This window comes from Streptomyces sp. NPDC024555 (assembly GCF_055559335.1).
In genome coordinates this window covers 468,428-480,864 of sequence record NZ_JBVHKV010000002.1, presented here as the reverse complement: position 1 = coordinate 480,864, position 12,437 = coordinate 468,428, and the positions used below count along the sequence as shown (strand labels likewise).

The following is a 12,437-nucleotide window of genomic DNA, read 5'->3' as shown; positions in this document are numbered from 1 at the left end:
CCGCCCCACTCGGGCATGACGAGGGTGAAGGCGGTGCGCACGAGGCGCCGGGCCACGCCCCGGCTCAGGGCGCGGCGGGCGTCGTCCGTGGCGGCCTCGGCGGCGCGGGCGCGCCAGCTCGGGAGCAGGAGGCACAGATCGCCGTTGGTCTCGCGGGCGAGGAGCGAGGTGGGGCGGTAGCGGGGGAGCCGGCCCGCGAGGTCGTCGCCGAGCAGCGGGGTGCAGAGGCAGGCGGTGAAGAAGCCGAGGTCGTGCCGTTCCAGCCGGCTGAGCAGCGTGTCGGCGGAGGCCAGCAGCACCCCGGCGCCGTCGATCACGTCGAAGGCGGCGTCGAGTTCCGCCCCGAGGGCGTCGGCGGCCCTCCGGTCGGCGTCCGTGGGCGCCGAGCGCAGGGCGATCTGCAGATCGAGGTCCGAGACACCGGGGACGGCGGTGCCGCGCGGGACGCTGCCGTAGACGTACGCGCTGTCGAGCCGGTCCGGGCCGAAGGCGGCGGCGATCGCCTCGCGCGCGGCCGCCACCACGGGGGCGAACTCCTCGGTGACCCGGTCGAGCGCGCCCTCGCGCCGGATCAGGCCGTCCCGGTCCAGGCCCCGTTCCGCGTACGTGCCGGCGGACCGCGCCCCTCCGGCCGGGAACGGCGGCGCGGCGAAGGACACCCGGGCGGCCGGTGTCGTCACGTCGGCGTCGGCGCTGATCGCCCAGGCGGTGACCCGGGACACCACGGCGGCCGGGACCGCCCCGCTGATCCCCGGCACGGCCGGGACGTCCTGTGTGGCGTGGGCGTCATGGGGGAGGACCACCCGGTAGTCCCGCTCCAGCGCGGTACGGGCCGTCGCCTGGACGCACATCTCCGACATCACCCCGCACAGCGCGACCGCCTCCACCCCGGCCCCGCCCAGCAGCGCGCCCAGGGGCGTCCCCGCGAACCCGTCGTCCCGGGTCTTGCGGACCACGAACTCCGACGGGCCCGGCCGGACGGGCAGGTGCAGCTCCCAGCCCGGGGTGTACGGGGCGTCGCCCGACCCCGGGCCGCCGTCGTTCTGGAGGTGCACCACCAGGGCGCCCGCGGCCCGCGCCCGCGCCAGCAGCCCCGCCGTCCGCTCCAGCAGCGCGTCCGCGCCGGGCACGGCCCGGTCGCCGGTCACCCCCGCCTTCTGCACATCGACGACGATCAGGGCCTGGACGGGAAGCGGGAAGCCGGTCATGGGGCCATCCTGTCGGGCCGGGGCGCGCCGTTCCACACGATTCCCGCCCGGCCGCGGGCGGAGGACGGGACCGGGGACTACCCGGGGCCCGCGCCGTGTTGGCAGGGGTGTCCGGAAGCGGCGTCCCCCGGACGGCGTACCGCGATCGCTCACAGCGAACACACCCTCGGGAACATTGGGCGGCTCATATGCATTGAGTCCACATAGCTCAACTTGAATGCCGAAGGGGAGATCATGGCTACTGAGTCCACTGCCGTCACGCCGCTGGTTCTGCCTGTGCTGCCGCTCGACGACGAGGTCGTGCTGCCCGGCATGGTGGTGCCTCTGGACCTGTCCGACACCGATGTGCGCTCCGCGGTCGAGGCCGCGCAGGCCGCCGCCCGTGACGGCGGCGGCAAGCCCGAGGTGCTGCTCGTCCCGCGCATCGACGGGACCTACACCGGGATCGGTGTCATCGGCACGGTCGAACAGGTCGGCCGGCTCTCCGACGGCGACCCCGGCGCGCTCATCCGCGGTCGCGGAAGGGTGCGGATCGGGGCCGGGACCAGCGGCCCCGGCGCGGCCCTCTGGGTGGAAGGGACCCGGGTCGACGTCTCCGTCCCCGACCCCCTCCCCGGAGCCGTCGCCGACCTGGTCAAGGAGTACAAGGCGCTCGCCACCAGCTGGCTGAAGAAGCGCGGCGCCTGGCAGGTCGTGGACCGGGTCCAGCAGATCGAGGGCGTCTCCGCACTTGCCGACAACTCCGGATACTCCCCCTTCCTCACCACCGCCCAGAAGGTGCGCCTGCTGGAGACCGCCGACCCGGTCGCCCGGCTGAAGCTCGCCATCCAGTGGCTCGGCGAACACCTCGCCGAACAGGACGTCGCCGAGTCCATCGCCAAGGACGTCCAGGAGGGCGTCGACAAGCAGCAGCGCGAGTTCCTGCTCCGCCGCCAGCTCGACGCCGTACGCAAGGAGCTGTCCGATCTCAACGGTGGGCCTGGTTCGGGCGCAGACGAGTCCGACGACTACCGGGCCCGCGTCGAGGCCGCCGACCTGCCCGAGCACGTCCGCGAGGCCGCGCTCAAGGAGGTCGACAAGCTGGAGCGCTCCTCCGACCAGAGCCCCGAGGGCTCCTGGATCAGGACCTGGCTCGACACCGTCCTCGAACTGCCGTGGACCGAGCGGACCGAGGACGCGTACGACATCAGGGGCGCCCAGGAGATCCTGGACGCCGAGCACGCCGGCCTCCAGGACGTGAAGGAACGCATCACCGAGTACCTCGCCGTGCGCAAGCGCCGGGCCGACCGCGGTCTGGGCGTCGTCGGCGGGCGGCGCGGCGGCGCGGTCCTGGCCCTCGTCGGCCCGCCCGGTGTCGGCAAGACCTCGCTCGGCGAATCCGTGGCGCACGCCATGGGCCGCAAGTTCGTCCGCGTCGCGCTCGGCGGCGTCCGGGACGAGGCGGAGATCCGCGGCCACCGGCGTACGTACGTCGGCGCGCTGCCCGGCCGTATCGTCCGCGCCGTCAAGGAGGCCGGTTCGATGAACCCGGTCGTCCTGCTCGACGAGATCGACAAGGTCGGCTCCGACTTCCGGGGCGACCCGGCCGCCGCCCTCCTCGAAGTCCTCGACCCGGCGCAGAACCACACCTTCCGCGACCACTACCTGGAGGTCGAACTCGACCTCAGCGACGTCGTCTTCCTGGCCACCGCCAATGTGCTGGAGGCCATCCCGGAGGCGCTGCTCGACCGCATGGAGCTGGTCAGGCTCGACGGGTACACGGAGGACGAGAAGGTCGTCATCGCCCGCGACCACCTGCTCCCGCGCCAGCTGGAGCGGGCCGGTCTGGAGAAGGACGAGGTCACCCTGGACGAGCCGGCGCTGCGCAAGCTGGCCGGCGAGTACACCCGGGAGGCCGGGGTCCGGAACCTGGAGCGGGCCGTGGCCCGGCTGCTGCGCAAGGTCGCGGCCCAGCACGAGCTGGGCGACCGTGAGCTGCCGTTCACGGTGGGCGAGGACGATCTGCGCGGTCTCATCGGCCGTCCGCACCACGTCCCCGAGTCCGCCCAGGACCCGGCCGAGCGCCGTACCGCGGTGCCGGGTGTGGCCACCGGGCTCGCGGTGACCGGAGCCGGCGGTGACGTGCTCTTCGTGGAGGCCTCGCTGGCCGATCCGGAGACCGGGGCGTCCGGACTGACCCTGACCGGTCAGCTCGGCGACGTCATGAAGGAGTCGGCGCAGATCGCGCTGAGCTTCCTGCGGTCGCACGGGGCGGAGCTGGAGCTGCCGGTCGCGGATCTGAAGGACCGCGGCGCGCACATCCACTTCCCGGCGGGCGCGGTGCCCAAGGACGGTCCGAGCGCGGGCATCACGATGACCACGGCGCTGGCCTCGCTGCTGTCCGGCCGGCTGGTCCGCACGGATGTGGCCATGACCGGTGAGGTCTCGCTGACCGGACGGGTGCTCCCGATCGGCGGGCTGAAGCAGAAGCTGCTGGCCGCCCACCGGGCCGGCATCACCACCGTGGTGATCCCCAAGCGCAACGAGGCGGACCTGGACGACGTCCCCGCCGAGGTGCTGGACACCCTGGAGGTCCACCCGGTCACCGATGTCCGCCAGGTCCTGGAGATCGCCCTCGCCCCGGCCCAGGCCCCGGCGGAGCGCAGGATCCCGGCCGCGGCGTAGCCCCCACGGCGTGACGGGCGCGGCGGCACGCACACGGCCGGTACGGACGGCCCGCTTCCCCTCGCAGGAGGGGAGGCGGGCCGTTTCCGTGCGTACGGGGAGGGGATGGGTCAGGGACGGTAGATCGTGCCCGGGACCGGCTCGGCGGGGGCCATCAGCTGGGGGACGGTGACGAAGGTGTAGCCCCGCTTCTTCAGCGCGTCGATGATGCCGGGGACGGCGGGCACGCTGCCCTTGTAGATGTCGTGCAGCAGGATGATGCCGTCCCGGCTCGCCTGGTCGAGTATCCGCTTCTTGATCAGTGCGGAGTCGGTCGTGGAGTAGTCCTTGGCGGTGGCGCTCCACAGGATCTGGGAGAGCCCGAGGTCCTTGCTGATCCCGGAGACGGTGTCGTCGGTCCGGCCCTGCGGCGGGCGCATCAGCCGGGGCTTCTTGCCGGTGATCGCCTCTATCGCGTCCTGCGTCTTCTCCAGCTCGGCGCGTATCTCGGCGGGCTTCTTGTCCGTCAGGATCTCGTGCGACCAGGTGTGGTTGGCGACCTCGTGCCCCTCCGCCTCGATCCGGCGGACGGTCTCGGGGTGCTTCTTCACGTGGTTCTTGCCCAGCAGGAAGAAGGTGGCGTGGACCTTCTTCTCCTTGAGGATGTCCAGGAGGTGGGGGGTGTCCTCGGCGGGCCCCGCGTCGAAGGTGAGCGCGATGCACTTCGCCTTGCGGCAGTCGACCGGGCCGAGCTCCCCCTTGGCGTCCGTACCGGCGTCGGCGCGGGCGGTCGCGGGAGCGGTGGTCTCCATCGAGCAGCCGCTCAGTGTCAGCGTGAGCACGGTCACAAGGCCGGCGGCCAACCCCGCGGTGATCGATTTCGTCCTACTGGGCACTACAGGTCACTCCCTCGTGGTTCAGCCCGCACGCATGTGCGGACTGCCAGGACTATACATAGCGCGTATACATGCGATGTATAGGGGGTGCCTTTTGATCTGAGCGCGTCATCGTACCTGGTCAGGGCTGTGGATACGGGCGGAGCCCGGCGACGGGGTGCGTCACCGGGCTCCGTAACGGCCGGGGCCGATCGCTCTTCTGTGCGTACGGGACTAGCCGTTGGCCAGGGCCTGTACGCGGTCGAGGGCGCCGTTGAAGTGGTTGTGGTCGCCCACCGTCGGGCCGGACGAGGTGTACTGCCAGATCGTGTAGTAGCCCCAGCCGGCCGGGAGCGTGCCGACCGTGGTGTTGTAGCGGGCCACCCACAGCGGGTTGGTGGTGCCGAAGCTCGCGTTGTTCCCGGTGCAGGTCTGCCACCAGCTCGTCGCGGTGTAGATGACCGCGTCGCGTCCGGTGCGCGCCTTGTAGGTGTTCACGAAGTCGCGGATCCAGGAGACCATTCCGGCCGCGGTCTTGCCGTAGCACTGCGCGCCGTACGGGTTCCACTCGATGTCGAGCACGCCGGGCAGCGTCTTGCCGTCCTTCGACCAGCCGCCGCCGTGGTCCACGAAGTAGTTGGCCTGGGTGGCACCGCTCGTCGTGTCCGGGGTGGCGAAGTGGTACGAACCCCGGATCATCCCGACGTTGTACGAGCCGTTGTACTGCTGGGCGAAGTACGGGTTGGTGTAGTACGTGCCCTCGGTGGCCTTGGTGTAGGCCCACTTCACGCCGCTGTTCCAGAGCGTCGACCAGGCGACGTTGCCCTGGTGGCTGCTGACGTCCACACCTTCGGTCTGGACGGCGCGGGTGGTGGGCAGGCCGCCCTTGCCGTCGTGGGCGATGACGCCCATGCCCATGGTGGCCGTGCCCCGGGCGGGTGCCGTGGGGTCACCGGCGGTGGCGGCCGCGCCGGCGGTGGTGGGCAGGGCTATGAGCAGGGAGAGGGCGGCGAGGAGGGTTCCGGCCGCGGCGAAGCGCGAGCGGCGGCGGGTCCTGGTGCCGGATCTGTGCACGAGCATGACGTGCCTCCGAAGGGCATGGGTGGGGGGAGCTGCGGGGGGACGTGCGGACCCGGAGGCGCGTGGGGCGCGCCCCTGGTACGGCATGCAATGGTGTGAACATGCCATGCATGACGCTACGCACGTAGACCCGGTGGCGGAAGAGGGCCTGGGCGCCGCCGTTGGTCTACTCCTGCGAAATACTGGCCAAGCTGCGGCGATGACCTGTGGTGAAAGAAATTTTCAGCGACGGGAAAGCTCATGAGGGGTGTTGACGTGCACGGGAGCGAAAGCGGGAGTGAACCCGGCGCATCCGGGGGGAATGGTGTGGACCACGAATTTCTCGCCCTGGAGGTGGAGTTGGCCGTTTTCCTCCGCCGCGCCCGTGCCAACTCCGGTGAGATGGCGCGCGAGGTCCATCCCGAACTGGAGTCGGCGGCCTACGGTCTGCTCGTCCGCCTCGAATCGGCCGGCCGTCAGCGCGCCACCGACCTCGCCGCCTACTTCGGCGTCGGCAAGGCGACCATGAGCCGCCAGCTCCGCGCCCTGGAGAACCTCGGGCTGGTGGCCAGGGAGCCCGATCCGGCCGACGGGCGGGCCTTCCTCGTCCACCTCACAGACGAGGGCCTGGCCCGTTTCCGCAGCGTCCGCGACGCCCGCCGCGACCGCTATGTGCGCAAGCTCGCCGACTGGGACCGCGCCGAAGTCGCCGAGCTGGCCCGGCTGCTGCACCATCTGAACGCCCGCGCCGAGGACTGACGTCCGCACGCCCGTGGCGGGGGCCGGCGTCCGCACGCCTGCGGCGGGGGTCGAATTCCGAGTCACCGCGGCGCGGCCGGCGCCTGAACGCCCGTGCCGAGGGCCGGCGGCGGCTCCGGCACGCGCCGCGGGCCCCGCTCACAGTCGCGCGTAGACCGCCGTCGCGTCGTCGTGCGCCTTGCCTCGGCCCAGGTGCGTACGGTCGGTGTCCGCGTTCTCCAGGGTGCGCACGCGGTCGATCAGCCCTTCCGGGCCCTCCTTGCGGAGCACGCCCAGGCAGGCCGCCCAGTCGCCCTCGCGGAACATCTCCGTCCAGCGGCTCGCCCCGTCCGTCAGCGCCGCGAGCGCGCGCACGCCGGCGCGCGGGGTCCGCCCCGTCACCGCGCGTTCCGCGACGGCCGGATCGGCGGCTGCCGTGAAGAAGCCGCCCTCCTTGTTCCGCACCCGGGCGTCGGCGATCTCCTCCGAGGCCAGGAACTCCGCCGGCACCCGGTCCAGCCGGTCGTCCAGCACGGCCGAGACACCCCCCGCCGGGGACTCCATCAGCAGCACCGAGTCGGAGAGCACCAGATGCTCCACCTCCTCCTCGTCCCAACGCGCCAGGACCACCGTCGCCTGTGGCGTGCGGACGTGAGAAAGGTCACACACGGAACGGTGAGTGTCAGCGGTGCGCCGGATGGACTCGGCGAGGATGTCCCGGAGGGTCAGATCTCGCCGCGATCCGGACAGTTCGACCAGGGACCCACCCAGCCGCGCGGTGAACCAGGGCACCGAGTGCACACAACCGTCGTCCCCCCGGGGCGGGGTCACCCCGTCGAGCAGGACGAGTCCCCCGCCCTGGCCGGACGCCGGAAGGACGGTGGCGGCCCAGTCCTCGTTCGGACGCCCCGGAGTACCGGCCGCCGTCGAGAGTTCGATACGCATGCAGCCAGTCTGCACGATGCCTTCACGGGCCCTGCACGGCCCGTGGATTGGCCCGTACCAGCAGGTCAGGGGGGCGGGGGGAGCGGAAGGAATCCCTCCGGCCGGAGTGCGGCGGGGCATCTTGCCAAAGCCTGCCCCGAAGATCCAGCCGACCACCGGGGCGTGACGGGCGGTGCCCGGGGCGTGACTTGTTCGCCAACTCAGGAGTGCGGTTCACTCGTTCGAGTGGCGGAGCGGTTGATGCGCGCCCCCCTCTCAAAAGCACTGGAATGGTCAGAAGCCGTACCAGGAGACGGGGCGCTCGTTCACGTGACCGAGCGTCACCTCTGCTTCAAGGGCGGACGAGTCGAGATTGCGAGCACCGGTGCAGAAGAAGCGGCCTCGGAGCAAGGGCGGCAAGCAGAACGGTTCCGGGGCGACGGCTTCGGCGCAGGCCGGAAGCGGGCGCACCGTGCGCGTCCGCACCCGCCTCGTCGCGGGCGTCGCGGTCGTCGGAGTCACCGTCATAGCCGCAGGGGCGCCGGCGGTCCTCACCGCCTCCTCCGACCTGACCGACTCCCAGCGTCTGGTCACCCTCGCCGAGCTCAACCAGCAGGCGATCGCGCTCGCCCACTCCCTCGCCGACGAACGCGACGAGGTCACCGTCTTCATCGCGGCCGGCCGCACCGGCAAGCCCGGCCAGGACGGCACCGGAAGCCGCAGCGCCAGGGTCGACCAGCAGGTCGACGAGATCCGCGACGCGGCCCCCGTGGCCCTGCGCCGCGACCTCTCCACCATCCCCTCGCTGCGCCGGAACGCGATCGGCGGCAAGGGCACCGCCCTGGAGGCCCACCAGGCGTACTCCGAGGTCATCGCCAAGCTCCACGACCTCGCCGACGAACTGGCGGACAGCACCCCGCCGCGCGCCGCCCAGTCGGTCCGCGCCCCGCTGGCCCTCGGCCGCGCCACCGAACAGGCCTCCGCCACCCGCGGACTCCTGCTCGCCGCGCTCGCCGTCCCCGTCAAGGAGCCGGCCGCCCCGCAGATCGACCCGTTCACCGGGCTGCCCGTCCAGACCCAGGACGAGGGCGAGACCAAGGAGGACCGCCTCCGCGACGAGCTGAGCGCCGCCGCCCAGCGCTCCCGGACCGGCGAACTGTCCGCGCTCGCCGAATTCGACCAGGCCGCCGGCGCCACCGGCCGCGACAAGCTGGCCACCACGGTCACCGGGCCCGAGGTCAACAGCGCCGAGAAGTACCTCGGCGCCCTCACCGACCGCCCCGAACTCTCCGAGTCCGACCGGAAGGTCAGCCGCAAGAAGCTCCAGGCGACGCTGTCCGCCCGGGTCGACCGGATGCGCGGTGTCGAGTCCGCCCTGGGCACCGCCCAGGTGCAGCGGCTCGGACAGCTGCGCGACGACGACGTCACCGCGCTCGAACTGCGCATCGCGCTCCTCGGCGGCTGCTTCCTCGTCGCCGTCGGCGTCTCCACCGCCGTGGCCCGCACCCTCACCCAGCCGCTCGCCGTCCTGCGCATCGGCTCCGGCCGCCTCGCCGCCGAGCCCGAGAGCGCCGAGCCCGTCCGCTACACCGGCCGCAACGACGAGTTCGCCCAGGTCGTCCGGTCCATCAACGCCCTGCACGGCCGGCTCCACGGACTGCTCCACGAGTTCAACGGACGGTTCGAGACGCTGGAGCGCGAACGCGGCGAACTCGTCGCCGGACGCGAGGCCCTCACCCTCCAGCGCGCCGAACTCCAGGTGCAGACCGCCGACCTGACGGCCCAGCTGGAGAAGCTCCGCAACACCGTCCACCACACCTTCGTCAACCTCTCGCTGCGCACCCTCGGCCTCGTGGAACGCCAGCTGGGCGTCATCGAGTCCCTGGAGGAGCGCGAGCAGGACCCGGAACGGCTGGGCACGCTCTTCAAGCTCGACCACATGGCCACCGTCATGCGCCGCCACAGCGAGAACATGCTGGTCCTCGCCGGTGCCGAGCACGGACACGGGCACCCCGGGCCGATCCCGCTCGTCGACGTCCTGCGCGCGGCCGTCAGCGAGATCGAGCGGTACGAGCGGGTCACCATCCAGTCCCTGCCGCCGCACGCCCAGATCGCCGGGTTCGCCGCCGACGACCTCAGCCACCTGGTGGCCGAACTGCTGGAGAACGCCACCGCGTTCTCCCCGCCGGACTCCCAGGTCCAGCTCTCCGGCTGGCTGCTGGAGAGCGGCGAGGTGATGCTCTCCGTGCAGGACGAGGGCATCGGCATGTCGGCCGTACGGATGGGCGAGCTGAACACCCGGCTCGGCGACCCCGCGCTCTTCGAGGCGGGGGAGCAGAGCGCCGACGGGGCCGGTCTCGGCCTCCAGGTCACCGCGCTGCTGGCCGCCCGCCACGGCGTACGGGTCGAACTGCGCGAGCAGAAGGGCAGCGGCGTCACGGCGGTCGTCGTCCTGCCCACCGCCCTGCTGCCCACGGCGCCCCCGGCCGCCACCCCGCCGCCCGTCCGCACCCCGGGCGAGGCCCCCTCGCTCAACCTCCCCGGCTCGGTCGCCGAGGCCAACTCCAACGCCCTGCCGCAGCGCGGCGCGCTCGCCCCGGCCGGCGACCCGCTGATCGCCGCCGCCGAACGGACCCTGGCCGCCCAGGAGGCCGAGCCCGCCGCCGCGCCCGCCGCGCCCGCCTCGGCCGAGGAGACGGTGGAGCCCGCGGCTCCCGCCGGCACGGCTCCGGTGGACCCGGTGGACCCGGAAAGCACGGTGCCGACGGTGGAGACCGCGAGCGCCGAGTCCCCGGTGGAGACCGCGAGCGCCGAGACTCCCGAGGAGTCCGGGGCCGCCGTGGAGCCCGAGGAGTCCGGGAGCGTCCGGCCCCCGGTCGAGTCCGAGGCCGAGCGGACGATGCAGGTCCGGATGCCGAAGCCGCCGCCCGTACCGGACGGGTTCGGCGCCGCCCCGGCACCGGCCCGCGGCGAGGCGCCGGAGCCCGCCACCGCCGGCGGACCGTACGCCATCGGACCCGACCGCCACGAGCGCACCCCCGACGAGGGCGCGCACGAGCCCGTCGCGGCCCCCGTCGCCGAGGTGCCCGGACCGCGCAGGCCGGAGCCGGAGACGCGCGGGACCACGGAGCCCCAGGCCCCGGCGGTCACCGACAAGGGGCTGCCCAAGCGCACCCCCAAGGTCGTCAAGTCCGCCCCGGCCCCCGCGGCCGAGCGCAAGGGTGGCATCGACAAGGAGGCCCTGCGCCGCCGCCTCGGCGGATTCCACCAGGGCGCGAAGAACGGCCGCAGGGACGTCGAGGCGGAGATCGCCGAGGCCACCGCCCCCGCGGGCAGCACCACACGTACCGAACACACTGAGCCGGCCGGCCGTACCGACGGCCGTACCGGAGAGACGGGGGACACAGTCGAGGAGGCACGCAGTTGACTGCGCCCAGCACATATGGGCTGAGTACCGAGGCCCGTAACCTTCACTGGTTGCTGAGCAATCTGGTGGAGGAGGTGCCAGGGGTCCACTCGGTCACCGTCGTCTCGTCCGACGGACTCATGCTGCTCTCCTCCGACCCCGGCCACCAGCACGCCGGAACACCCGACGGCCGGCAGGACGGGCCCCGCGGCTCCAGCGCCGATCTGGCCACCATCGTCTCGGGCATCGGCAGCCTCACCATCGGCGCCGCGAAGCTCATGGACGGCGGCGGTGTCAAGCAGACCATGGTCGCCATGGACGAGGGCAGCGTCTTCGTCATGTCGATCAGCGACGGCTCGCTGCTCGGGGTGCACGCCACCCCCGACTGCGACATGAGCGTCATCGCGTACCACATGGCGCTCTTCGTCGGCCGCGCCGGACACGTCCTCACCCCCGAACTCCGCAGCGAGCTGCGCAAATCGATGGAGAGCGCCCAGTGACCCCCGCCGCCGCCCAGCCCGCCCGGAAGCTTCCGGTGCGCGGTGCCGACAAACGGCCCGCGCGGGTACGCCCGTACTCCCTCACCGGCGGCCGCACCCGCTTCGGCCATGTGCTGCTCGTCGAGACCTTCGTCGCCGCCCTCGAAGCACCCGAGGAGCGCCGCGAACTGCCCAACGGCAACCTCGCCACCCGGGTCATGCCCGAACTGCGGGCCATCGTCGAACTCTGCCGCCGCATGCGCACGGTCGCGGAGATCTCGGCCCTGCTCAAGATGCCGCTCGGTGTGGTCAGAGTCCTCCTCAGCGACCTGGCCGACCAGGGAAAGATCCGCGTGTACGGAACCGGTCACGGCACCGGCCAGCCCGACCGCGCACTGCTCGAAAGGGTGCTCAATGGGCTCCGCCGTCTCTGAGTCGCCGCTGTTCGCCCCTCGCCAGCCCGGACCGGCGGACCGGACCGAGGAAGCACCACAGGACTGGCAGCTCGACCACACCCGGGCCCCGATCGCCACGAAGATCGTGGTCGCCGGGGGCTTCGGCGTCGGCAAGACGACCTTCGTCGGCTCGGTCTCGGAGATCACCCCGCTCCAGACCGAAGCGATGATGACCCAGGCCAGCGAGGACACCGACGACCTCAGCGCCACCCCCGACAAGGTCACCACCACGGTCGCCATGGACTTCGGCCGCATCACGCTCGACGACGACCTCGTGCTCTACGTCTTCGGCACACCGGGACAGCAGCGCTTCTGGTTCATGTGGGACGACCTGGTGCGCGGCGCGATCGGCGCCGTCGTCATGGCCGACACCCGCCGGCTCGCCGACTGCTTCCCCGCACTCGACTACTTCGAGAGCTGCGGACTGCCGTACATCGTGGCGGTCAACCACTTCGAGGGCACGCCCGGCTTCGAGGCCGGCGACGTCCGCGAGGCCCTGACCGTTCCGCCGCACGTACCGGTTGTGATCATGGACGCGCGCAACAGGATCACCGTCGTCGAATCGCTGCTGACCCTGGTCGGCCACGCCCTCGACGCCACCCCCGCCTAGCCCGTACGCACCCCCGTACGTACGCACAACGGAGAACCAC

The 12,437-nt window shown here is 72.4% G+C and carries 9 protein-coding genes and 1 pseudogene; 6 read left to right on the top strand and 4 right to left on the bottom strand.

Annotated features, from left to right (window positions below):
* Nucleotides 1–641 precede the first annotated feature (641 nt).
* Nucleotides 642–1,208 (bottom strand): annotated as a pseudogene (locus ACZ4FH_RS04735) (isochorismatase family protein); the annotation flags it as partial.
* 234 nt (nucleotides 1,209–1,442) lie between these two features.
* Between ACZ4FH_RS04735 and lon the strand changes: the two are divergent.
* Complete coding sequence (lon, locus tag ACZ4FH_RS04730; protein ID WP_467302233.1) at nucleotides 1,443–3,872, top strand: endopeptidase La; 2,430 nt, start codon at nucleotides 1,443–1,445, stop codon at nucleotides 3,870–3,872.
* Nucleotides 3,873–3,982: 110 nt separating this feature from the next.
* Here the strand turns inward: lon and ACZ4FH_RS04725 are convergent, their stop codons facing one another.
* Nucleotides 3,983–4,663 (bottom strand): polysaccharide deacetylase family protein, encoded by a 681-nt coding sequence (locus tag ACZ4FH_RS04725; RefSeq protein ID WP_467302438.1) that lies wholly within the window; start codon nucleotides 4,661–4,663, stop codon nucleotides 3,983–3,985.
* Between the two features lie 297 nt (nucleotides 4,664–4,960).
* Nucleotides 4,961–5,806, bottom strand: a complete 846-nt coding sequence (locus ACZ4FH_RS04720; protein ID WP_467302231.1) for a lysozyme — start codon at nucleotides 5,804–5,806, stop codon at nucleotides 4,961–4,963.
* A gap of 240 nt (nucleotides 5,807–6,046) precedes the next feature.
* Here ACZ4FH_RS04720 and ACZ4FH_RS04715 point away from each other — a divergent pair, with 240 nt between their 5' ends.
* Nucleotides 6,047–6,544 carry a MarR family winged helix-turn-helix transcriptional regulator gene (locus ACZ4FH_RS04715; protein WP_383634959.1) on the top strand — a complete coding sequence of 166 codons (498 nt, stop codon included), beginning with the start codon at nucleotides 6,047–6,049 and terminating at the stop codon, nucleotides 6,542–6,544.
* A gap of 138 nt (nucleotides 6,545–6,682) precedes the next feature.
* Here the strand turns inward: ACZ4FH_RS04715 and ACZ4FH_RS04710 are convergent, their stop codons facing one another.
* A complete protein-coding gene (locus tag ACZ4FH_RS04710) occupies nucleotides 6,683–7,468 on the bottom strand; it encodes a hypothetical protein (RefSeq protein WP_467302230.1) in 786 nt (261 codons plus the stop codon).
* 364 nt (nucleotides 7,469–7,832) lie between these two features.
* Between ACZ4FH_RS04710 and ACZ4FH_RS04705 the strand changes: the two genes are divergently transcribed.
* From ACZ4FH_RS04705 to ACZ4FH_RS04690, 4 genes are read left to right on the top strand one after another with little or no spacing between them, the layout of a single operon-like run.
* On the top strand, nucleotides 7,833–10,874 hold the full coding sequence (locus ACZ4FH_RS04705; protein ID WP_467302228.1) for a sensor histidine kinase: 3,042 nt from the start codon (nucleotides 7,833–7,835) through the stop codon (nucleotides 10,872–10,874).
* Nucleotides 10,871–11,353, top strand: a complete 483-nt coding sequence (locus tag ACZ4FH_RS04700; protein ID WP_467302226.1) for a roadblock/LC7 domain-containing protein — start codon at nucleotides 10,871–10,873, stop codon at nucleotides 11,351–11,353. Before ACZ4FH_RS04705 ends, ACZ4FH_RS04700 begins: the two co-directional genes overlap by 4 nt.
* On the top strand, nucleotides 11,350–11,766 hold the full coding sequence (locus tag ACZ4FH_RS04695) for a DUF742 domain-containing protein (protein ID WP_467302225.1): 417 nt from the start codon (nucleotides 11,350–11,352) through the stop codon (nucleotides 11,764–11,766). The genes ACZ4FH_RS04700 and ACZ4FH_RS04695 overlap by 4 nt, the downstream gene beginning before the upstream one ends.
* Nucleotides 11,747–12,397 carry a GTP-binding protein gene (locus ACZ4FH_RS04690; RefSeq protein ID WP_383634969.1) on the top strand — a complete coding sequence of 217 codons (651 nt, stop codon included), beginning with the start codon at nucleotides 11,747–11,749 and terminating at the stop codon, nucleotides 12,395–12,397. Before ACZ4FH_RS04695 ends, ACZ4FH_RS04690 begins: the two co-directional genes overlap by 20 nt.
* Nucleotides 12,398–12,437: the final 40 nt, after the last annotated feature.